Raw genomic sequence first — 22,269 nt, forward strand, 5'->3', positions numbered from 1 at the left:
CGGTGACCTCCAACCACCGAATAGAACCGCTACCTCTTCACTCTCTTCCGGTGCAACTACTGAACACTAGGGTGTATTTTCGAATACGTCGACTGGCTGATTGGCCGATAGTGTCCTACTCCCGTTGGACGCCCGCCACAGTCTTTTTGTAGTGCATTGTGTTACATCGCAATGCAATGAAGAACATCACTACCCGGATGGACGACGACGACATAGATATGCTGGACCGGTTGGCCACCGAGCGAGACGAGAGCCGGAGTGAGGCGGTCAGAACAGCCATCAGACGTGGAGCACGTGAGGAACTGATCAGAGTCGCTCTCCAGCGATACCGTGAGGGAAGTGTTGGGATGCGAGGCGCTGCAGACATTGCGGGATTGAGTATCGCCGAAATGATGCGAGAGGCGAACGAGCGGGGCGTGATGTTGAATTACGACGAGTCCGACATCGAGTCGGATGTCGACGCACTTCGATGACGGGAGACGGACGGCAGCTACTCGTCGATGCGAGTGTCGTTATCAGACTCACCCAGGTACGTGAACTCTCTCTGCTGGAACACATCGACGGTCGCGCATGTTTCCCGAATTCGGTGGTCAGAGAGGTTTCGGATGAGCCTGCAGCTACGCGACTCGACAGTGTCCTCGACGAGACTGGCTGGGCGGAAACGTGCGAGCGACCTCCCAAATCGACGCTCTCGACTGCGGCAGTCCACCTCTACGGCGATGGAGTCGACGATGTAGACTTCGACGAACCAGAAGCCGATATCGAACTGCTCGCCTGTGCACTTCAGAACGAAGTGAAGACCGTCGTCGTCAGTGACGATATGCCGTTACGAGAGACGTGCAAGGCACTTTCCGTCTCGGTGACCGGATCGTTCGGCGTTCTGATCCGTGCAGTCGAGTGCGGAGCACTGGAGGCCGAGGCCGCGCGGGAACGACTGTACGCGATGGACGAAGTAGATGCACGTCTGAGTGCGACTCTTGTTCGACGTGTGGAGCGGCAGATCGAAGAAGCAGAACCAGACTGAGAGTCTCTCGACAGTTTTCTACCGGCTTCAGTCGTCCGTCGCGGGCGGCGCCTCCGCCTCTTCGCCGTCGTCTTCCTTCGCCGGGAGCCGCCGGTCCGCACGCGGCCCCTCGCGGTCCACGTCAGGCAGCAGGTCCCGCAGGTACCGCCCGGTGTGAGAGTCGTCGTCGCGGGCGACCTCCTCGGGCGTGCCGGTGGCGACGATCTGACCGCCGTGCTCGCCACCCTCCGGGCCGAGGTCGATCACGTTGTCCGCGTTCTTCACCAGGTCGAGTTCGTGCTCGATCACGACGACGGTGTTGCCCTTGTCCGTCAGCCGGTGGAGCACGTCGATCAGCTTCCGCTCGTCGGCCTTGTGGAGTCCCGTCGTCGGCTCGTCCAGTAGGTACAGCGTGTCCCCGGAGTCGCGCTTGCCCAACTCCTCGGCGAGTTTGACGCGTTGTGCCTCCCCGCCCGAGAGCGTCGTCGACGGCTGGCCCAGGCGCATGTACCCGAGCCCGACGTCTTCCAGTAGTTCGAGCCGTCGCGAGAGGCCCGAGTGACTCTCGAAGAACGACGCCGCTTCGGAGACGGACATGTCGAGTACGTCCGAGATCGTCTCGCCTTTGTAGGTCACGTCCAGCGTCTCGTCGTTGTACCGGGCGCCGTCACACTCCTCGCAGGGGACGTACACGTCCGAGAGGAAGTTCATCTCGATCTTGACCGTCCCCTGACCACCACACTCCTCGCAGCGACCGCCCTTCACGTTGAACGAGAAGCGCCCCTTCTCGTAGCCGCGCTGCTTCGACAGCTCCGTCTCCGCGAACAGCTCGCGGATGTGGTCGAAGACGTTGGTGTACGTCGCCGGGTTCGACCGCGGCGTCCGCCCGATGGGCGACTGGTCGATCAGTCGGACGTTCTCGATCTCGTCGGTGCCGTCGATCCCGTCGTGGTCGCCGGGGTCGACCTCCGTGTTGTCGTTCATCTCGCGGGCGAGCCCCTTGTACAACACGTCGTGCATCAGCGTCGACTTCCCGGAGCCGGACACCCCCGTGATCGTGGTGAACTGCCCCACCGGGATCGACACGTCGAGATCCGAGAGGTTGTGTTGGCGGGCGCCGCGGATCACCAACTCCCCGTCGGCCTCGCGGCGCTCGTCGGGGACGGCGATCTCCTCGCGCCCCGCGAGGTAGTCGCCGGTGATCGACGCCTCGCAGTCGATCACGTCTTCGAAGTCGCCCTGCACGACGACCTCGCCGCCGTCCTTCCCCGGCCCGGGACCCATGTCGACGATGTTGTCCGCCCGTCGCATCGTCTCCTCGTCGTGTTCGACCACGAGGAGGGTGTTGCCCAGGTCGCGCAACCCCTCCAGCGTGTTCAACAGCCGGTCGTTGTCCCGCTGGTGGAGCCCGATGGACGGCTCGTCGAGCACGTACAACACCCCCACCAACCCGGAGCCGACCTGCGTCGCCAGCCGGATGCGCTGGCTCTCGCCGCCCGACAGCGTCGCCGCCTCGCGGTCGAGCGTGAGGTACTCCAGCCCGACCTCCTCCATGAAGCCGAGCCGGGCGCGGATCTCCTTGAGGATCTCCTCGGCGATGGTCCGCTCCCGGTCGGTCAACGACGACTCCATCCCCTCGAAGTGCTCCAGGGCGTCGCCGATCGACAGGCGATTCACGTCGGTGATCGCGGTGTCGTCGACGAGCACCGACCGCGACTGCGGCTTGAGTCGCGTCCCCTCACACTCCGGGCAGGTGGTGACGGCCATGAACTCCTCGATGTGCTCGCGGGTGTTGTCGGAGTCCGTCTCGACGTGTCGCCGCTCCAAGTTCGGGATCACACCCTCGAACCGCTTCGTCTTCCGGCGGACGCCGTCCTTCGTCTGGCGGGTGAACTCCACCTGTCGGTCGGTGCCCCAGAGGAACTGCTCGCGGATCGACTCGTCCAACTCCTCGAAGGGCGTCTCGACGCTCACGCCGAAGTGTTCGGCGACGTTGTCGATCCGCGTGCGGTAGTACGAGCGGTTGTAGCTCCACGGCTCGAAGACGTTCTTCAGCGGCTTCGAGGTGTCTTGCACGACGAGGTCCGGGTCGACCTCCTTCGTCGAGCCGATCCCCTCACACTCCGGACACGCGCCGTACGGGGAGTTGAACGAGAACGACCGCGTCTCGATCGGCGAGAAGTCGATCCCACAGTGGGTACACGCCAGGTCCTCGGAGAACTCCACGAGCACGCGGTCCGTCGTCGCCGCGTCCGTCTCGGCGTCGTCCGCGAGGTCGCCGGTCGACCGCGACTGTGTCCCCACGTCGATCTCGCCGCTGGTCACCGCCTCCGGCGGGTCCGGCAGGATCACCTTCATCGTCCCGTCGGCCTCGTCGAGGGCGGTCTCGACGGAGTCGGTGATCCGCGAGCGGTCCTCGGCGCGGAGTTTCACGCGGTCGACGATCACGTCCACCGTGTGGTCGTAGTTCTCGTCCAACTCCGGCGTCTCCAGCGAGAGGTCGTACCGCTCGCCGTCCACCTCGACGCGGGTGTACCCCTCGCCGGCCAACTCCTCGAACAGATCTTCGAAGGCCCCCTTCTGGTCGCGCACCACCGGCGCGGCGATCTCGGCGCGGGTCCCCTCGGGCACCTCCAGCAGGCGGCGGACCATCTGCTGGGCGCTCTGTTCACCCACCTCGCGGCCACACTCCGGACAGTGTGGCGTACCGACGCGGGCGTACAGCAGTCGCAGGTAGTCGTGGAGTTCCGTGACGGTGCCGACCGTCGACCGCGGGTTGTTGGCGGCGTTCTTCTGGTCGATGGAGATCGCCGGCGAGAGGCCCTCGACGCTCTCGACTTGCGGTTTGTCCATCTGCCCGAGGAAGTTGCGGGCGTACGCCGACAGCGACTCGATGTAGCGGCGTTGTCCCTCGGCGTAGATCGTCTCGAACGCCAGCGACGACTTCCCCGACCCCGACAGCCCGGTGACGACGGTGAACTGCTCGCGTGGGATCTCCACGTCGACGTCTTTGAGATTGTGCTCCTCCGCACCACGCACCTCGACGAAGTCCTTGCTCATCGGCGACCACCCCGGACGAACGCGCGACTCCCGGTTCGATCCATTACTGACGCCCACGGCCCGCGTCCACTTGAATTGGGGTATCTCGGGTGATCGGTCGCGTCGGCTCCCCGGCGTGGTGGCTTCGAGTGCTCGGTCGCGTCACCTACTCGGCGTTGGGCCCGTTCCGGTTGACCGCCGCGTCGAGTTCGATCAGTGCCCGCGACACGTCGCTGTCTCTGTCGAACCGGAAGCGCGCTGGGGAGGTGTCGGGGACCGCCTCGACCACGCCCAACTGTCGCAGCGTGTCGAGGTGTGTGTGGACCGAGCGGCGACTGACTCCGGTGATCTCCGCCAGTTCAGACTTGTTGAACTCGCGACGCGGCGGCAGTGACAGGAGGCCATCGACCATGCGAACGAGACTCGGATTCTCCGCCACGACACGCCACCCGGTCTCTGGCTGCTCGTCGCCGTGATCCCGGCCGTCTTCGTCGATTGCTTCGGCCATTCTCGTCCGGGTGTAGACGCTCGACCGTCGAAAGTGTTGTGCAGACCAGATTACAGGTAGCGGAAAACAATTGCACAAGCACGAAGTGTCCGGACACGCCGTAGTCGAATGTGCCAAAGACCGACGACGTGGCTTGTGTGCTGGTGTACACGCTCGCCCGCTCGTTCGGGTGGTCAGAGCGTGTGGCGGTGGATCGACTCGTCGCCGACGCACCGGTCTCCGAGAACAGACAGTCCAGACGTACCGCCCGAGACCGACTATCCCGGGTCGACTGCGTCGGGTACAGTGAGACGGACGATACACTGTGGCTCGTCGGCCCACCGTTCGACGACGCCGCGCAGCTACTCCACGCTTGCGGCTACCGTGAACCCGACATTTGTCTCCTGTTCGGCCATCACCAAGACGCGATCTGAACGAGAAGACAGAGACTCGGACGGTATCTCTTCCTCTCGGTGAGTCCCTTCACACCCGCGACACTGTCACAAAGTAACACCATCGTAGGTGAGAAAACTACCAGCGAGCGACGGGCACCACCGGAACTAAGTCCGTGGCGACCCTACGAAGAGACGCGATGAGCACACAGAAGTCCGTCAGAGCGACCGTCGACAGCGTGGAAGCGAGCGAGGCGCTGCGCCTCGATCAGGAGAAGACCGAAGAACTCGTGGCCGCACTCAACAGCGACCTCGCGGCGACGTACGTCCTCTACTTCCAGTTGAAGAAGCACCACTGGAACGTCGAGGGTGCGGAGTTCCGCGACATCCACGAGTACCTCGGCGAGGCCGCCGAAGACGCCGAAGAGGCCGCGGACGAACTCGCCGAACGCGCACAGGCGCTGGGTGGTGTCCCGCTCTCGCGTGGCGCGCAACTCGAGGAGCGCGCACCCGTCGAGCCGGAGGGTGACGACGTGTACGACATCCGTACGTCGCTGCGCAACGACATGGAGATGTACGGCGAGATCATCGAGCAGATGCGCGACCACGTGGAACTCGCGCAGGGGCTGGGCGACCACGCCACCGCCGAACTGCTCCGCCAGCACCTCCTGACGGTGGAGGAACACGCCCACCACCTCGAACACTACCTCGAGGACGACACGCTCGTCTCCGAGGAGACACTGAACTGAGCGGCTCCACACGCCACGCGGAGTCGGAGACACACTCGACCGCGCCACCGGGCGCGACGGTCACGACGACGGCACGGTGGTGTCGCGTCGCGACCACGGCACCACCGCCACGCGGTTCTTCCGACGAGCCGACGAGTGAGGAGCCGATCGTGCGAGCGACCTAGCGAGACAGAGCGTCGACCGTGGAGCGGTGATCCGAGCGACACCCGGGAGCGAGAAGCTGCGAGCGGCGGCGTCAGCGGAACTCGTCGGCGGTGACGGTGAGATCGGAGGCGATCCACCCGTCGGAGTTGTCGTCCTCCAGCAACACTGTGCGGTCCGGCTGCGCCTCGCAGGCACGGACGGTCGGCGCGTCCGCGGCGGCCGGTGGCTCCTCGTCGTCGACCGCCTCGTCCGCGCGACCGGTGTTCGTCGGCATGGATGAGTTTAGGCGAACCTAAACACTTGAGCGTTCCGGGTTCCGGCCGACGCCTTACTCGTCGTTCGCCGCGGTCGGGTCCGACTCGTCGTGTCCCGCCTCGGAGGGCTCGGCGTCACTCGGCCGTCTCTCCGCTGGGGCAGCGTCGTCGGCTGGCTCCTCACCGGGCGCGGCCGCGGCGTCGTCCAGCCGTTCCTCGGGTGGCGTCGCGTCGGTGACTTCGAGCGGCTGGCGTCGGCCGCGTCGGTCGTACGCGCGGACATCCTCGAGATCGTACGGCGGCGTGGCGACCAGGACGACGCCGGCGAGGTCGTCCGTCTCGGAGAGTCCCTGTCGGCCGTCCGGGTGCGAGACGAACAGCCCACTCCCGCTGGGGCGACTCAGGTCCATCCCGAACACCGCGGAGACCGACGCGCCCGCCTCTGGGAGGTAGAAGTGTGTGAGCACCGGCGTCTCCGCGTCGACTTCCGCCTCGACACCCACCAACTCGTCGGCGGGCGTCGTGTCGAGTGCCACGGTCACGGACTCCGGGTCGCCGGCCACGGCCCGCTCGCACAACACCGACAGGAGTCCGCGCGTGATCGTGACCACACGATCACACGGGGCCGGCGACGGAAACGCGTGCCGGTCCGCGGCGAGCAGCTCCGAGGTGGGTGACACGGGGTCGGCGACGGTAGCCGTCGAGTGTCACACCAGGTGACTCGGGGTGGCCCAGCGTCTCCGCCGTCTCCACCACGCACCCGCCTCAGGACAACAGCGACTTGACGGTCTTCCCGTACAGCGACAGGGTGTTCCCGCGGGCGGCGGCCAGCGCGTCCGCGACCGCGTCGGCAGCGTTCCCGTGGACGCCCTCGCCGTGGCCGACGACGACGTGTTCGGGGTCGAGACCGGTCAGCGCGCTCCGCGGCGGCGTCAACCGGAGCATCGGGTGGACGCCGAGTCGCTCGCTGCCGGTCACCATGTACTCCGCGGTGCCGAGCGCCTCCGGGACGAACAGCGTTCCCGAGGACTCGAACAGCAGGGCGACCTCCTGCCACGGCGGCAGCGAGGAGTCGCGGACCTCGACTGCCCGGACGCCCTCGGTGAGCGTCGCGCCGAACCGCTCGACGGGGGCGTCTAGCTCCGGCGCGACGCCGGTCATCCACTCGGGGACGTAGACGGGCACGTCGTGGCGGTTCGCCACCGCCGCGCCGTCGCGTTTGTGCCGGTCGAGACAGGTGACGACGCCCGCCACCTCGCCGTCCAACTCCGCGAGGAGGTCGTCGACACCCGTCGCGTCGACGGGGTCCAACACCCACACCTCCCCGTCGTGGACGACCGCGTGACTCGCCCGCTGCATCTGTTCGTCCGGGTACGCGATCCACCCGACGCCGGCGTCGTGCCGGTCGATCTCCCGCAGGTTCGCCGTCCCACTACCTTTCATCGGCATCTCTACCCGTCGTACGGGTGCCGGCCGTTTAAGCGTCGCCGCTCCGGCGTGTCTCGCGGTGTGGTGACGCGTGCCGAGTGGTGAGGTGTGGTGGGCGGGTGGCTACGCCGCTGTGGACGGTCGGCGTTCGAGTCGCCGGCGCCAGCCGTCGGGGAGGGTCGGTGTCTCGACGAGCGTGAACTGGAGGTTCGTGAGCCCGTCGAGTACCGTCTCGCGCTCGTCGGGTGTCATCGTGTACTCGTCGCGTGGTGTGCCGACCGGGTAGCGTGGCGCTTCGGGGAGTCTGTCGGGTTCGCCCGTCGCGGCGGCGCGTACGTCGTCGATGGCCTCCGCGACGACACACAGCAGGTGTTGGAGTTGTGTCGGGGGGACGAATCCGCTCGTCGCGAGTCTGTCGCGGAGTTCTTCCGTGGCTGTGAGGAGTTCCCTACTGCGGTACTGCGGCAGTGGGAGCAAGCGCAGTGTCTCCAGGTGCGTCTCGTAGCTGTCGAGCAGTGGCTGTACCTCGGTCGTCCCGTCATCCTTTTCAGACGGAGAATCGTTCGAACACATTGTCGTGGCGCTCCACGACACTGCGAGGGTAGGGTGTTCCCACCACCCTGCCACTTCTGTTGCAGTGACGACCCCGCAGTGTCGTGTCTCGGCGTTGGGCAGGGGAGTTGTTAATAGCTACGGTTACGTTGGGATTAGCTGTCGGCGTGTGGTGTCTCATCTACGGTGGCGGGTTCGGTCACGGCATCTCTTCCATCGGCAGTGATTAGCATTCGTATTATAGGGGGAAGGATTAAGCGGTATCGGACAGGATTCAGAGTCGACAGATGAGTCGACGCTCGCGGTGGTCTCGGAACAGGGTGTCCGAGACAGACGGCGAACAGTCGAGTGAGACGGAGGGAGACGACGACAGGCGGTGGGTATCACGGTCGTCGGCAGGTCCTAACACCGGAGGTAAGATCAGCAAAGAGCAAGCAGAGGCGTACTACGGCCGGTCGATTGCAGACGGGTCGGAGTACGAGGATCTCCTCGGGTTGGAGAAACAGTACGGTCGTCGCCTCCACCAATGGATCGACGAGGGGATGCCGATCGACGCGATGGGCACCCCCTCGAAGATGCAGCGGTTCCGTGATCGGAAAGACTCCGAGATACCCTGGAACATCGAAGAGTTCAACGAGGACTCGCTGGACGAGAACACCGATCCGGTGTTTCGAAAGCGTCGTCGCTCACCAGACGGAGACACCGGAGTTCCTGACTCTGTACGTGAGGTAATCTCCTCTCCTGGCCGGCCGCTGGACACCTCGATCCAGCGCGCCGTGGAGGAACGGATGGGTGACTCGTTAGGCGACGTACGGATTCACACGGGACCGAAGGCGGCCGCGGCAGCGGAGCAGATCAACGCCCGCGCGTTCACCGTCGGCAACCACGTCGCGTTCGGTGCCGGTGAGTACGACCCTGAATCTGCAGAAGGTCAGCACGTCCTGGCTCACGAGTTGGCACACGTCCGCCAGCAGACCGGTGGCGACCTCTCGATGCTCCCGCAGGAAGATGTCCAACTGGAGATCGATCCCGACCCGGAACTAGAACGCGAGGCCGAGGAGACTGCTCAGCGCGTGATGGCTGGTGGCAAACTCGGCATTCAGAAACTCTCCGATACCGACGTTCACCTGCAACGGATGCCAGACGTAGAACTGCTCGAACAGGTCCGGCAGTCTGGCGACGCCGACGTGAGTGCGATCGAGGCACGGCTCGCAGAACACGAGCGACGGCTCTCGGCGTTGGAGTCGGCCGACCGCGGCTTCACCGAGGCGATGACAGAAGACGGGCTGAAGGCCGCTGTCACGGAAGTGATCAAGGGGAGCAGCACCTCTGTCGGCGAGACTGTGGCGATGAACGCACTCGGTGTGAGTGGTGCCGCTGCGGCGACGACCAGCGCACCCGCTTGGCTCCCGCTCGTCACACTCGCCGTCGGCGCGGGTGCCGCCGGACTCGCCTCCGCCGCCGTCACCGGCGGCGCGAACGTTGACCGACTCATCCAGGAACTCAAACAGTACCGCGACAGTGGGCAGCAGACCACTGGAACAGACGCAGACGACACGAGTGGATACCCTGGTTCATAGATGCAAGGCGAAATCATCGATCGAGAAGACGACTGGATCGGCGTGAGAGTCGTAGACAACAACGGTATCGAACACAAGATCGCGGTAAACAAGGACGGTACCAACAGAGGCCACGGGCAAGACGGGTATCCAGACGACGCAGACGAGCGGACAGAGAACGAGAATCAACACGTCGCGCAGGCTCGCAAGTACGCGAAGTACTACGTCTATCGGGAGACGGACTACGACACGCTGACGCCGTACCGTAACCCCGATCGGATCGCGGCGACGCTGTGTACGCTCCAGAACCACTCGCTCGGCGAGATCGAGGCCGACTTCGGACAGTTCTACCGGCAACAGGCGAGTCACTTCCACGAGGAGGTCGCACGACCGGTGTCCATCTCCCGGCACGTCTCCGGTGACGAGTTCGTTCTGTACCACCAGCACGTCCAATTGGCGGCCGACCTCGACGAGATCCGTGGAACCGCCGAGCAGTTCGCCGAGGAGATCGGTCGTCTCACCGCCGACATCGCCAGCGAGTTCTCACTGCAGGACTTCCTCGACGGCGCGCTCGAGGGAATCGCCGCCCGCTTCACCGAGGAGGTGGACGACGACGACCTGGAGTTGGATCTCCCAGACTTCGGCATCGAGAGTACCTCGCAGGTGTACTACCGCCACTACGAGGCGACCAACGAGACACGGACTGTCGGCGACGACGGGCTCGATCCAGATCCCGACACGCGACTGGAGATGCCACCCAGCAGTGTCGAGTCACTCGAACAGTTCGACGCGCTACTGTCACGACACCTCCTGTGTCAACTCCGCGACGCCTACGTCAGTCGCGGGATCGAACCACCTGCCGCCTACCGTGTCCTCGGCCACGGTACCCACCACGACGCCCAGAACTACCGCATCGTCGACCTCTACCCCGACTACGTCGACCCCGACGCCGATATTCCCGGCTACGTCGCGTAGAGCCCCCGTCTACCCGAACAGTCACCACCCGCACCGATTCCACTCGAACCACACCTCGTCGTACCCACGTTCGCGTACACACCCACCCGGATCACACGCCGAGTGATGCACGTGAGTGGAAGCGTTCTTCACACGGGGGGACGCAGGGTCGGTCGTGACCAGCGTCAAGGAGTTCCGCGTCGCCGAGCAGGCGAGTCGGACGGCGACCGGGCGTGGTCGGTTCGTGTTCACCGACGACTACTCCGTGTTCGACTGGGGGCAGATGCCCGACCAGATCCCGGGGAAGGGGGCCTCGTTGTGTCTCTCGGGGGCGGCGACGTTCGAGTCGCTGGCGGCCGCCGGCGTCCCGACCCACTACCGCGGCGTCGCCATCGACGGCGGGCCGGCACGGGAGTTGACCGCCCTCGACGAGCCGCCACGCGAGATGGTGATCGACCTCGTGCAGGTGCCGGACTTGCCGTACGTCGGCGCAGACGGAGCGAGCGACGCGGCCGGCGAGGGTAGCCCAGACACGACATCGAGTGGAGACACACCCACGCACACACCCACACCCGGCGTGGAGAACGGCTACGACTACGACGCGTTCTACGCCGCGGCGGGGGAGACGTACCTCGTCCCGTTGGAGATCGTCTTCCGGAACGCCGTCCCGGTCGGGTCGAGTCTCCGGCGGCGCCGCGAGCCGGCGGAGGTGGGACTCGACCGTGCGGAGTGGCCCGACGAGCCCGTCACACTCCCGGAGCCGGTGGTGGAGTTCTCGACGAAGTACGAGGAGCGAGACCGCTACCTCGACCGCGAGACGGCGGACCGGCTCGCCGGACGGGCGAGCGTCGACCGGTTGGCCGAGCTCGCCCGGCGAGTGAACGAGGTCGTCACGGAGCGGGCGGCGGCGGCGGGGTTGACACACGAGGACGGGAAGATCGAGTGTTACTACGCCGGCGGCGAGGTGGGAGTCGCGGACGTGACCGGCACGCTCGACGAGAACCGGTTCGCACACGAGGGGCGACAGGTCTCGAAGGAGGCCGTCCGACAGTACTACCGCCGTGAACACCCCGAGTGGGTCGACGCCGTGAGCGACGCGAAACGTCGCGCAGACGCCGAGGGTGTCGCGGACTGGCGCCCGCTGTGTGAGCTGTCGCCGCCGGCACTCCCCGAGACAGTAGTCGAGACGGTCGCGGACGCGTACGTCGCGGCGGCCGACGCCTACGTCGCGGGCGATCACGACGGTGCCGGGTGGTTCGACGCCCCGTCGCTCCCGGCGGCGGTCGCAGCACTGGACGCGATCTGACGACATCCTGTGGCGATGTCCCGCGAGCGCCCAGCGATCACGCCGCTTCGAAGTGGTTAAGACCGCCGACGCGGAATCGTCAGTAACTCGCCGGCCAGTGGGCCGCCGGTGGGCACCCGGTTCGCCGGGACGAGATGTGGTTTCGACGGTCGCCGCGAGGTGGCCGCGTGCGGGACGCGAGTCTCGCGGGACTGAATCGCAAGCGCCCGCAGGAGACACAATGGCACGAAGCTTCTACTCCCACATCAAGGAGGCGTGGCGAGACCCGGACGACGGGAAACTCGCCGAACTGCAGTGGCAACGCAAACAGGAGTGGCGCGACCAGGGCGCGATCGTCCGCGTCGACCGCCCCACCCGGCTGGACAAGGCCCGCGACCTGGGCTACAAGGCCAAACAGGGGATCGTCGTGGCGCGCGTCTCGGTCCGGAAGGGGAACGCCCGCAAGCAGCGGCACAAGGCCGGTCGGCGGTCGAAGCGCCAGGGCGTCAACCGGATCGGTCGCCGGAAGTCGACCCAGCGGATCGGCGAGGAACGCGTCTCGCGGAAGTTCCCGAACCTGCGCGTGCTCGCCAGCTACTGGGTGGGTGAGGACGGCTCCCAGAAGTGGTTCGAGACGATCCTCGTCGACCCCCACCACCCGGCCATCGAGAACGACGACGACCTGAACTGGATCTGCGACGACACCCACAAGGGTCGTGCGTTCCGTGGCCTGACGAACGCGGGCCGGAAGGGTCGCGGGCAGACGGAACGCGGCAGCGGCACCGAGCACACGCGTCCGTCCGTCTCCGGCGACCGTCGCCGCGGCAAGTGACGCGACCGGTGGGGTGACCCGAGGGGTCACACCACGACTCGCTACTCGCGGACCGGCTCCGAACTAGACCCACTTCGAATCGGACTCACTCCGAACCAGACTCCATCTCCAGTGACGACCGTCTCACTCGTAGCCGATCCACGCGACGTGACGGGCAGAGACGGATCTGGCGAGTCGACAGAGACAGAACGGACCGACCGCGAGCCGCCGCGACGCCGGGAGAGGGATTCGAACCCTCGATCCCGTGAGGGAACACGCTTTCCAGGCGTGCGCCTTACCACTCGGCCATCCCGGCTCGTGACGAACTACCTGCCCTCGGCGTCTTAACCTTGTTCCTTCCGTGCGAGTCGTCCCGCCGCGAGGTACGTCGCGCCGGTCGCGACCACCCCGACGACGGCGCCGACACCGAGCCGTCCGAGCAGGCCGACGGGGAGGCGTCCGCCGAGGAGGACGTACCCCTGTGCGAGCACGAGGAACGACAACGCACCCACCAGCCCCCACAGGACGGCACCTTTCGCGCGCGGCGTCACGGGTCCGTCAGTCGTCGACGCTGGCGATTGCCTCGATCTCGACGCCGACACCCTTCGGGAGCGCCCCCGCCTGGACGGCCGAGCGGGCCGGCGGCTCCTCGTCGAAGTACGTCGCGTACGTCTCGTTCATCTCGTCGAAGTCGTCGATGTCCGCGAGGAAGACGGTCACTTTCAGCACGTCGTCGGTGCTCGCGCCACCCTCTTCCAGGACGGCCGTCAGGTTGTCCAGTGCCAGTTCCGTCTGCTCGGCGATGGAGGCGTCCGCCCGCAGCTCGTCGTCGGGGGTCAGCGGGATCTGGCCCGCCGTGAACAGGAGGTCCCCGTCCGTCGTCGCCTGGCTGTACGCGCCCACTGCCGCCGGTGCGTCGTCCGTCGAGACGATCTCTTTCACACCCACGAGTGCGACACGCCGAAGTATAAATCGGGTGAATCCAGTGCGGTGGTCGAACCGCCGAGTCCGAGCCGGGTCACACCAACACGTCCACGTCGTAGCCGTGTTCTTCCAGTGTCGCGACGAGTTCGGCGCCGTGCTCCTCGTCGCGCGTCTCGATGTCGAGTTCCACCTCGGCGGCGTTGACCGCGATGTCGCGTGACGTGCGGTCGTGGCGGATGGCGTAGATGTTGGCGTTGTGCTCGGCGATCACCTCGATCAGCCCCTCCAGTGCACCGGGGCGATCCTTCAGTTCCGTGCGGAGCTTCAGGTACCGACCCAACTGGACGAGCCCGCGCATCACGACCGTGGTCAACTGGTTCAGGTCGATGTTCCCGCCACACAGCGCCGGGACGATCACCTCGCCGTCGTCGTAGTCGAACCGCTCTTCGAGCACCGCCGCCAGCGCCACCGCACCCGCCCCTTCGACGAGTGTCTTCGAGCGTTCGAGCAACAGCGTCAGCGCCAGTGCGATCTCCTCGTCGGTGACGGTCACCACCTCGTCGACGCGCTCGCGGATCACCTCGAAGGTGCGTTCTCCGACCTCCGAGACCGCGATCCCGTCGGCGACCGTGTCCACCTCGTCGGTGCGCTCGCGGCGACCTTTCGCCAACGACCGCGCCGCCGAGTCGGCACCCGCAGCCTGGACGCCGACGACGCGCACGTCGTCGAGCAACCCCTTCACGGCCGTCGCGACCCCGGAGATCAGGCCGCCGCCGCCGATGGGGACGACGACGGTGTCCACCTCCGGGAGCGACTCGACGATCTCCAACCCGAGCGTCCCCTGGCCGGCCATCACGAGGTCGTCGTCGAAGGCGTGGACGTACGTCCGTTCCTCCTCGGTCTCGATCTCGTGGGCGCGTTCTTGTGCGTCCGCGTAGTCGCGGCCGTGCAGTTCCACCGTCGCGCCGTACCGGCGCGTCGCGTCTACCTTCGAGACGGGGGCGTGTCTCGGCATCACGACGGTGGCGTCGACACCTGCCCGCGTGGCCGCCAACGCGACACCCTGTGCGTGGTTGCCGGCACTGGCGGTGACGACGCCTGCCTCCGCCTCGGCGTCGCTCAACTGGGCGATCCGGTTGGCCGCACCGCGGATCTTGAACGACCCGGTCCGCTGGAACGTCTCGAGTTTCGGGTGGATCTCCGCACCCGTCATCCGCGAGAACGTGTTCGAGTACTCCAGTGGTGTGTCCCGCGCGACCGCCGACACGTGCTCGCGGGCCGCGAGCACGTCGTCGAGACTGATCATACTCGAAGGAGTAGGAGGGTACCCGTTAGACGTTTCGTCTGGGGCAGGGACCCGCCGTTACCCCGGTCGTTCGGCGGGGGCGGCAGCGTCGGCTGGAGGGCCGTGGCGGGGTCGTTCGGGGAGCAGCCCACCTCGCCGTCGCCTCAGTCGTCGCAGTTGCCGGCGCGCACCGACGGTGTCGCCTCGGCCGACGACCCGTCGACGGGCGGATCGCCCGTCGGGGTCGCCTCTCTCGTCGCCTCGTCGGCCGAATCGTCCATCACCGCCGCCAGTTCCGTCGTCGGGAATCTCACCGTCATACACCACTGGAGCACCTCCACACACTTTCAAGCAGTATCTAACCACTTCGAACTCTCTCGAACGAACAGTCTAACAGATTAGAACACCCTCGTGGCTGGCGAGTGGATCCGTCGTGTGTCGGCAGAACCCTGGGTCGCCGCCGGGGGAAGACGGCGGCCCGTCTCCGACACCACACTACCGCGCGTCGACGGTCGTCGTCCACCGGGGGAACTGGTGGAGCGGTGAGCACGCGTGTGACGTGCACCTAGGTACTGCGGACGGAGTGGTATAAAGCTCGGTCACGCGGAGTGAAAGTGTAACCGCAGTACGGGAGCGGGACGACGTGGCCGTCAGACGGTCGTGTGCCGTCCGTCTGCGGGGGGTGAGACACCGGTTCGGCCACTCCGATCCGTCGCCTCGGTGCTCGCAGCCACCGTCCACCACGCGGGTCGCCTCGGTGCTCGCAGACCCACTCACCACTGTGGGTCGACACAGACAGACTCGTCGGTCACGTACGTCGCGACGCGGTCGGCGAACGACCCGGACCCGGGCCACGTCGCGTCGGCGTCGAGTGCGTCCGGGTCGCCGGCGTACACGACCGCCTCGTCGGCGACGGAGTCGTGGCCGGCGGTGATCGGCACGACGACACGTGTGTACAGGCCGTCGGCGACGCGCTCGTACTCGTCGAGTCGGTCGCGTTCGTCGGTCCGGAGGAGTCGCCCGGCGACCTCGCCACCGGGTGCCAGCGTCGGGTACTCCCCGTCGACAGCGTGGAGTCCCCGCAGCGTCGCGGGCCCGACGAAGACGTACGAGTGGAGGACCTCGCCGACCCGGTCGGGGTCCGTCAGCGTCCCGTAGACGAACACGTCCACGGAGGCGTCGTCCGAGGCCACGGTCAGTCGTCCCGGACGACCGTGACGGGCACGTCCGTCCGCCCGATCAGTCCCTTCGCCACGCTGCCCAACACTCGTTCGTACCGGTCGGACAGCCCGCGGTGACCGACGACGATCCCGTCGTACCCCTCCTCGGCGGCGAAGGCCGGAATCTCGGCCGTCGGATCACCGTACAGCAGGTGTGTCGCCTCGACGGTGACGCCCCGGGACTCGACCGCGTCCGCGGCCTCCGAGAGAAGTCGCTCGCCGCGTTCCTCGGCGTCGTCGACGCTCTGGACGAGTCTGTCGGTGTCGTGGGTCGACCCGCCGTCGTCGTACACCTCGGGTTCGACGGCGTGGACCAGCGAGACGGTCCCCTCCGTCCGCTCCGCGAGAGTGCAGGCGTGTGTCACCGCCGCGTCGCTCGCGTCCGACCCGTCGATGGCAACGAGGTAGCGCATAGCCGGGAGTACGCGGTGCGGACAGTTAGCTTCACCTCCCGCGTGGCAGTCGCAGGGAGGAGCTACCGGAAGTCCCCGACGAGCGCCTCGGGGAGCACGCGGACCAGCCACGGCGGCAGGCGGTCGACGAGCGCCTGGCCCCCGTCGACCAGGGCACGCCGCGTCCCCGCGTACACGACGGAGACGACGAGGAGGCCGACGACGGCGGTCCGTCCGGTGCCGTCCAGGCTGGCGTACGCGACCAGCCCCATCGACACGGCGAGGAAGGCGTCCTCGGGTGCGCCGTCGTACCTGATCCACCGCCGCGGCGGGTGCCACCGCCCGCGCACGTGTTCGTACACGCCACGGTCGGAGCTGGGGTTCCACGGGCGAAGCGAGAGGCCCCCGCCGACCACGTCGGCGACGGCGTGGAGCGCGAACGCCCACAGGAACGTGGCCGCCGCGACGGTCTCGAGCGTCGGCGCGACGACGGCGACCCCCGTCGCACCCACCGCGGCGAGTGTCCCCCACCCGGGGAAGTGGAGCGTCCGACGGTGGGCTCCGAGGAGGTCCAGATCAGGCACCAACCCGCCGACCGCGCCGGCGAGGACGACCAGCCCGGACTCCACCGGCGCGACGGCGAGTGCCGCCAGTCCGAGGAGCACCCCCGCCAGCGTGTGTGTGGTCGCCATCACGGTGTCCGTGGTGGGGCCCGCTGCGAGTTAACCTTCCCGGGCGCCGTGGTACCGTCCCGCTCGCGTGGGGGCCGGTGGGAGTGACGGGCGAGCGTGTCGACCGGGAGCTGAGGGGTTGCGGCGTGAGTGTCGACCGGGATCGGAGGGGTTGCGGCGGGGGACGATCTCGTGGGGACGAGGTGCGTGTGGGTGGCTCCGGCGGGACGAAACGTTTTACTCCCGCTCTCTCGGAGGTGGAGGTACGGGACCGTGGGTTAGTGGTATACTTCGGGCCTTGGGTGCCCGTGACCCCGGTTCAAATCCGGGCGGTCCCACTACGTACGGACTCTTGCTAAACTAACAGATTCGGTAGGTTCGGCTGTCGACGTGCGAGAGAGCCTCCGGCGAACACGACGGGACGAATCGGTGGAAACGTTCAACACACGAACTCCGACAGAGACGAACGAACGGTCCCCACCGACGCTGAACACTGCCGGCAGCTGGTACGAATGGATTCGTCGGGAATCCTTCGAATCCAGAATTACATCGCCACAGTAGCGCCTACGGATCGGTGGTAAAGTGAGACGTGTGAAAGAAGTAGAGTAGCCCAGGAGACCCACAGAGTGGTCTTCTGTGTCACCGTTTGGTTTATTAGCCCGGAGAAGTGACTGACTGATGGCCTGATTCATCACCAGGCCGGTAAACACCCAGATGTGCCACCAGTAGCAGGGAAGTGTGAGGCCTGGTAGGTGGCAGAAGCTGGGAAACGACATATCAATCCCCTTTCGTGTACGAAGAAAATCCGCCGGCAGTTAGCCGAGCGGGGCGACCAACACCCTATCCAGCGAGACGGGTCGTCTCAGTTCACGTAAGCGTACGCCGCCAGTGAGAGTACAGCGAAGAGAACTCCCACAGCGACTGCGCCCCCGTGAACCAGCAGGGAGCCAGTCAACACCCCCATCGCAGGGGCGGACTCCGGCAGAAGCTGAATCGCAGACATATCAATCCCTGCCACCCGTAATCAGCGGGCGGCACTCGGGCTACTCCTGCTTCGTACTTCACTCACACGGTCGGATATTCTCCCAATGTATTCTAATCATGATAACAATTGCAGGTGACATCAGTGGACGACCTGCGACACGGGAAATCGTAGAGGGGTGTCGTACGCCGGAGTCCCGATACCTACCCGAGCACGAACTACGGCGCCCAGTACGACTCGTACAGGTACGTACACGGGAGGATCAATACGGCGGCGACGGCCTCGAACACTCGACCGACCCCGGCGTGGACCTCCCTGACCAGTCGCGCGAGCAACAACACGAGCATTCCGAGCAGGTACGCCGGAGCGAACGGGAGCCACAGGACTCGCGCGGCGGGCTCGCGGTAGTCGGCCGGTAACAGCGGGATCGGGTCCAGACGACGGACCACGCGCAACGCGAGTGAGTCGGACACGGCTCCGTCTGGCTCGGCCACCGAGGTATGGTTTGTGCCCGGACGGGTCGCGTCGACCGGCGCACCATCCGCCCCGCGACCTGCCGGAGACGCGACCCGACAGTTGAAGCCGTCGCGTCCCCTGGGTTCCGACGAGATGAGTACGGAGACGCTCACCACCGACGACTACCGGACCCTCCAGCAGCGCCGCCGCGAGGTCGCGGGCAACGAGGAGCGAGCGACCGTCCGGGAGGTGACGCTGACGGACGCCACGGCACGGCTCCGGCTCGGGTTCGCGTGGGCCGACGCCGACGAGCACGTCTCTTTCGACCTCCACAGCGAACGGGACGTGCTCGCCTTGGAGTCGCTCGCGGCGGCCGCCGGGTACGACTTCGACCACCTCCCGTACCTCGAAGGGGAGACGGTCGCCGTCACGTACCTCGACGGCGAGTGGGTGCCGACCGCGACGTTACCCACCGCCACGGAGAGCGACGTGTTCGGCGACGACGACGACGGCCTCTCGGGCCTCGACCTCGCCGAGCGACTCGCGCACGGCGTCTCCGACCGCGTGGAGCGGCTCGACGCACAGCAGGTGGTCCTCGGCGTGATCGTGTTCAAGAAGCTCCTGATCGTCTCGACGCTGGTGTACCTGCTGCTCACCTGAGCCGAGACGGCACACGAGGTGGGTGACCGGTCGACCCGACAGTTCTTACCCCATCGCGCACCACACTCGGTACGATGAGTCAGGTGGAGCGCCAGGAGTTGGAGGAGTTCCGCGGCTTCTACAGACGCTACTACGAGGACGACATCGCCGAACTCGCCCAGCGGTACCCCAACGAACAGCGGTCGCTGTACGTCGAGTACGACGATCTCTACCGCTTCGACGCCGAGCTCGCCGAACGCTACCTCAACAAGCCGGAGGACATGCGCGAGATCGCCGAGGAGGCGCTGCGGACCTACGACCTCCCCGCGGACGTGTCGCTCGGGCAGGCACACGTCCGCCTGCGCGGCCTGCCGGCCTCGAACACCATCGACATCCGGAACATCCGGGTCGTCGACGACCACATCGGCTCGATGGTCGCCGTCCAGGGGATCGTCCGGAAGGCGACGGACGTGCGCCCGAAGATCGTCGAGGCCGCCTTCGAGTGTCAACGCTGCGGCACGATGACGTACATCCCGCAGTCGGACTCGGGCTTTCAGGAGCCCCACGAGTGTCAGGGGTGTGAACGACAGGGCCCGTTCCGGATCAACCACGATCAGTCGGAGTTCGTCGACGCCCAGACGATCCGCGTCCAGGAGTCGCCGGAGGGGCTGCGCGGCGGCGAGACCCCGCAGGCGATCGACGTCTACCTCGAAGACGACGTGTGTGGGGAGGTCACGCCGGGCGACCACGTCAGCGTCGCCGGCGTGCTCCACATCGAACAGCAGACCTCCGGCAACGAGAAGACGGCGCTGTTCGACCTCTACATGGACGGTGTCACCGTCACCATCGAGGACGAGGAGTTCGAGGACATGGACATCTCCGACGAGGACGTGGCGGAGATTCTCGAACTCGCCGACAGTCCGGACATCTACGAGAAGATGGTCGACTCCGTCGCCCCGTCGATCTACGGCTACGAACAGGAGAAACTCGCCATCGTCCTCCAACTGTTCGGCGGCGTCACCAAACACCTCCCGGACGAGTCCAGAATTCGTGGCGACTTGCACATGCTCCTGATCGGCGATCCCGGTACAGGCAAATCGCAGCTCCTCTCGTACACCCAGAACATCGCGCCACGGTCGGTGTACACCTCCGGGAAGGGGTCGTCGGCCGCGGGGTTGTGTGTCACCGGAGACACACTCGTCCACACGACCGACGGGATCAGGCGAATCGAAGACATCGTCACACCCGACATTCCGGAGTCGGTGGAGACGGAGACTGCAGTCGAACGAGCGCTCGACCTCTACACGTACGACGAAGCGACCGGTGAGACGACGGTCGCATCCACGTCACACGTCTGGCGGATGCCACCGAAGCCGTGTCGACGGATCGAGACGGCCAGTGGGACACAGCTAGAGACATCGCGGAACACACCAGTTCTGACGTGTGGCGACGACGGCCCCGAGTGGACACCGATCTCCGAGGTCGAAGCGGGGGATCACGTCGGGACCCCCAATTTCGACGGGATCGAACGATCGTCACCGGCGACCGACGAGTCTGCCGAGGACCCAGACGGGGCACCAGCGATGACCGACGGTGCTGTCGGGTCCACGGATGGGGCCGATCTGGAATGGGACAGAGTGGTCACCACTGTCGACACCGGTGAGAAAGAATTGTACGATCTGACCGTTCCGGAGACCAACAACTTCGTCGCCAACGGCGTCGTGACACACAACACCGCTGCAGCCGTCCGCGACGACTTCGGCGACGGCCAGCAGTGGACGCTGGAGGCGGGGGCGTTGGTGCTCGCGGACAAGGGGATCGCGGCCATCGACGAACTCGACAAGATGGCCGAAGACGACAGGTCTGCGATGCACGAGGCATTAGAACAACAATCTATTAGCATAAGCAAGGCTGGAATAAACGCGACACTCAAATCGCGGTGTTCGTTGTTGGGGGCGGCGAACCCGAAGTACGGGCGGTTCGACCAGTACGAGCCGATCGGCGAGCAGATCGACCTGGAGCCGGCGTTGATCTCGCGGTTCGACCTGATCTTCACGGTGACGGATCAGCCGGACCCGGACCACGACGCGAAGCTGGCGGATCACATCCTCACGACGAACTACGCGGGGGAGTTGAACACCCAGCAGACGGAGATGACCAACAGCGAGGTGACGCGCCAACAGGTCGAAGACGTCCAAGAGGAGGTCGCGCCGGTGGTCGACGCCGAACTCCTCAGGAAGTACGTCGCCTACTCGAAGCGGAACTGCTTCCCGCGGATGACGGACGCCGCTCGCGACGCGATCCAGGAGTTCTACGTCGATCTCCGGTCGAAAGGTGCCGACGAGGACGCCCCGGTCCCCGTCACCGCCCGGAAGTTGGAGGCGACCGTCCGGCTCGCGGAGGCGTCCGCTCGCGTCCGCTTGGCCGACGAGGTGACCGCCGACGACGCCGAGCGCGTCATCGAGATCGTCCGCTCGTGTCTCCAGGACATCGGGGTCGACCCCGAGACCGGCGAGTTCGACGCCGACGTGGTCGAGACCGGCACCTCGAAGAGTCAACGTGACCGGATCAAGAACCTCAAGGACCTCCTCCGGGAGGTCGACGAGGAGTACGAGGACGAACCCGGCGCCCCCCGCGACCAGGTGCTGGAGCGCGCCGACGAGGTCGGGATGGACCGCTCGAAGGTCGAAGACGAGATCGAGAAGCTGAAGACGAAGGGCGATCTCTACATGCCGGACGGCGACCACATCAAGGTGGTCTGACACCGACCTTTTTCACTCCTCGGGGTGGCCGCCTGCGGCGGCCACCCGAGGAAAAAAGCTCGATCAAAAAGGGCCGCGAGCGCGCCCCGCGGGGCGCGCTCGCGGTGGATTGCGGTGCCGCGACCGCACCGCTCCGCCGCCGCCCCGCACCGCTCTGCTCCGCCGCCGCCCCGCACCGCACCGCTCTGCTCCGCCGCCGCCCCGCACCGCTCTGCTCCGCCGCCGCCCCGCACCGCACCGCTCTGCTCCGCCGCCGCCCCGCACCGCTCTGCACCGCTCCG

23 protein-coding genes and 2 tRNA genes are annotated in these 22,269 nt (G+C 66.4%); 10 read left to right on the plus strand and 15 right to left on the minus strand.

Features of this window, described 5'->3' with window-relative positions:
• Positions 1-176 precede the first annotated feature (176 nt).
• Together RYH80_RS10100 and RYH80_RS10105 are read left to right on the plus strand one after the other, a co-directional pair.
• Positions 177-473, plus strand: coding sequence for a UPF0175 family protein (locus RYH80_RS10100; RefSeq protein ID WP_370903743.1), 297 nt, complete (start codon positions 177-179; stop codon positions 471-473).
• Positions 470-1,024, plus strand: a complete 555-nt coding sequence (locus RYH80_RS10105) for a PIN domain-containing protein (RefSeq protein WP_370903744.1) — start codon at positions 470-472, stop codon at positions 1,022-1,024. Before RYH80_RS10100 ends, RYH80_RS10105 begins: the two co-directional genes overlap by 4 nt.
• Before the next feature lie 27 nt (positions 1,025-1,051).
• Here the strand turns inward: RYH80_RS10105 and uvrA are convergent, their stop codons facing one another.
• Positions 1,052-4,063, minus strand: a complete 3,012-nt coding sequence (gene uvrA / locus RYH80_RS10110) for an excinuclease ABC subunit UvrA (RefSeq protein ID WP_370903745.1) — start codon at positions 4,061-4,063, stop codon at positions 1,052-1,054.
• Between the two features lie 145 nt (positions 4,064-4,208).
• Positions 4,209-4,550, minus strand: coding sequence for a helix-turn-helix domain-containing protein (locus RYH80_RS10115; RefSeq protein ID WP_370903746.1), 342 nt, complete (start codon positions 4,548-4,550; stop codon positions 4,209-4,211).
• Between the two features lie 571 nt (positions 4,551-5,121).
• On the opposite strand from RYH80_RS10115, the gene dpsA reads away from it, so the two are divergent.
• Entirely contained in the window at positions 5,122-5,670 is a 549-nt protein-coding gene (gene dpsA, locus RYH80_RS10120; protein ID WP_370903747.1) for a DNA starvation/stationary phase protection protein DpsA, read from the plus strand.
• A 235-nt stretch (positions 5,671-5,905) separates the two neighbouring features.
• Here dpsA and RYH80_RS10125 read toward each other — a convergent pair whose 3' ends face one another.
• The 4 genes from RYH80_RS10125 to RYH80_RS10140 all read right to left on the minus strand — a co-directional run bounded on the left by RYH80_RS10125 (position 5,906) and on the right by RYH80_RS10140 (position 8,069).
• Positions 5,906-6,088: a hypothetical protein gene (locus RYH80_RS10125; protein WP_370903748.1), complete on the minus strand. Its 183-nt coding sequence runs from the start codon at positions 6,086-6,088 to the stop codon at positions 5,906-5,908.
• 54 nt (positions 6,089-6,142) lie between these two features.
• Positions 6,143-6,679 (minus strand): JAB/MPN domain protein-containing protein, encoded by a 537-nt coding sequence (locus tag RYH80_RS10130; RefSeq protein WP_370903749.1) that lies wholly within the window; start codon positions 6,677-6,679, stop codon positions 6,143-6,145.
• Positions 6,680-6,833: 154 nt separating this feature from the next.
• Complete coding sequence (locus tag RYH80_RS10135) at positions 6,834-7,517, minus strand: hypothetical protein (protein WP_370903750.1); 684 nt, start codon at positions 7,515-7,517, stop codon at positions 6,834-6,836.
• Between the two features lie 102 nt (positions 7,518-7,619).
• Positions 7,620-8,069: a hypothetical protein gene (locus tag RYH80_RS10140; RefSeq protein ID WP_370903751.1), complete on the minus strand. Its 450-nt coding sequence runs from the start codon at positions 8,067-8,069 to the stop codon at positions 7,620-7,622.
• Positions 8,070-8,368: 299 nt separating this feature from the next.
• Here RYH80_RS10140 and RYH80_RS10145 point away from each other — a divergent pair, with 299 nt between their 5' ends.
• The 4 genes from RYH80_RS10145 (at position 8,369) to RYH80_RS10160 (ending at position 12,678) form a co-directional block, all read left to right on the plus strand.
• Positions 8,369-9,628, plus strand: coding sequence for an eCIS core domain-containing protein (locus RYH80_RS10145; protein ID WP_370903752.1), 1,260 nt, complete (start codon positions 8,369-8,371; stop codon positions 9,626-9,628).
• On the plus strand, positions 9,629-10,582 hold the full coding sequence (locus RYH80_RS10150) for a DUF7958 family protein (protein WP_370903753.1): 954 nt from the start codon (positions 9,629-9,631) through the stop codon (positions 10,580-10,582).
• Between the two features lie 154 nt (positions 10,583-10,736).
• Entirely contained in the window at positions 10,737-11,867 is a 1,131-nt protein-coding gene (locus tag RYH80_RS10155; RefSeq protein WP_370903754.1) for a phosphoribosylaminoimidazolesuccinocarboxamide synthase, read from the plus strand.
• A 220-nt stretch (positions 11,868-12,087) separates the two neighbouring features.
• A complete protein-coding gene (locus tag RYH80_RS10160; protein WP_370903755.1) occupies positions 12,088-12,678 on the plus strand; it encodes a 50S ribosomal protein L15e in 591 nt (196 codons plus the stop codon).
• 213 nt (positions 12,679-12,891) lie between these two features.
• On the opposite strand, the gene RYH80_RS10165 is transcribed toward RYH80_RS10160, so the two are convergent.
• From RYH80_RS10165 to RYH80_RS10200, 8 genes are all read right to left on the minus strand, one after another.
• Positions 12,892-12,973 (minus strand) — tRNA-Ser (locus RYH80_RS10165).
• A gap of 28 nt (positions 12,974-13,001) precedes the next feature.
• Positions 13,002-13,208, minus strand: a complete 207-nt coding sequence (locus tag RYH80_RS10170) for a DUF7981 family protein (RefSeq protein ID WP_370903756.1) — start codon at positions 13,206-13,208, stop codon at positions 13,002-13,004.
• A gap of 7 nt (positions 13,209-13,215) precedes the next feature.
• Positions 13,216-13,599: a Rid family detoxifying hydrolase gene (locus RYH80_RS10175; protein WP_370903757.1), complete on the minus strand. Its 384-nt coding sequence runs from the start codon at positions 13,597-13,599 to the stop codon at positions 13,216-13,218.
• A 76-nt stretch (positions 13,600-13,675) separates the two neighbouring features.
• Entirely contained in the window at positions 13,676-14,887 is a 1,212-nt protein-coding gene (ilvA, locus tag RYH80_RS10180) for a threonine ammonia-lyase (protein ID WP_370903758.1), read from the minus strand.
• Between the two features lie 143 nt (positions 14,888-15,030).
• Positions 15,031-15,186, minus strand: coding sequence for a hypothetical protein (locus RYH80_RS10185; RefSeq protein ID WP_370903759.1), 156 nt, complete (start codon positions 15,184-15,186; stop codon positions 15,031-15,033).
• A 453-nt stretch (positions 15,187-15,639) separates the two neighbouring features.
• Complete coding sequence (locus RYH80_RS10190) at positions 15,640-16,038, minus strand: gamma-glutamylcyclotransferase family protein (protein WP_370904699.1); 399 nt, start codon at positions 16,036-16,038, stop codon at positions 15,640-15,642.
• 23 nt (positions 16,039-16,061) lie between these two features.
• Positions 16,062-16,499 carry a universal stress protein gene (locus RYH80_RS10195; protein WP_370903760.1) on the minus strand — a complete coding sequence of 146 codons (438 nt, stop codon included), beginning with the start codon at positions 16,497-16,499 and terminating at the stop codon, positions 16,062-16,064.
• 62 nt (positions 16,500-16,561) lie between these two features.
• Positions 16,562-17,170: a metal-dependent hydrolase gene (locus tag RYH80_RS10200; protein WP_370903761.1), complete on the minus strand. Its 609-nt coding sequence runs from the start codon at positions 17,168-17,170 to the stop codon at positions 16,562-16,564.
• A 246-nt stretch (positions 17,171-17,416) separates the two neighbouring features.
• Between RYH80_RS10200 and RYH80_RS10205 the strand changes: the two genes are divergently transcribed.
• Positions 17,417-17,487 (plus strand) — tRNA-Pro (locus RYH80_RS10205).
• A gap of 862 nt (positions 17,488-18,349) precedes the next feature.
• On the opposite strand, the gene RYH80_RS10210 is transcribed toward RYH80_RS10205, so the two are convergent.
• Positions 18,350-18,604, minus strand: a complete 255-nt coding sequence (locus RYH80_RS10210) for a hypothetical protein (protein WP_370903762.1) — start codon at positions 18,602-18,604, stop codon at positions 18,350-18,352.
• Between the two features lie 136 nt (positions 18,605-18,740).
• Between RYH80_RS10210 and RYH80_RS10215 the strand changes: the two genes are divergently transcribed.
• Together RYH80_RS10215 and RYH80_RS10220 are read left to right on the plus strand one after the other, a co-directional pair.
• Entirely contained in the window at positions 18,741-19,247 is a 507-nt protein-coding gene (locus RYH80_RS10215) for a hypothetical protein (RefSeq protein WP_370903763.1), read from the plus strand.
• Between the two features lie 74 nt (positions 19,248-19,321).
• On the plus strand, positions 19,322-21,988 hold the full coding sequence (locus tag RYH80_RS10220) for an ATP-binding protein (RefSeq protein WP_370903764.1): 2,667 nt from the start codon (positions 19,322-19,324) through the stop codon (positions 21,986-21,988).
• The last annotated feature ends 281 nt before the right edge of the window (positions 21,989-22,269 follow it).

The organism is Halobaculum sp. MBLA0147, from assembly GCF_041361345.1.
Taxonomy (GTDB): domain Archaea; phylum Halobacteriota; class Halobacteria; order Halobacteriales; family Haloferacaceae; genus JAHENP01.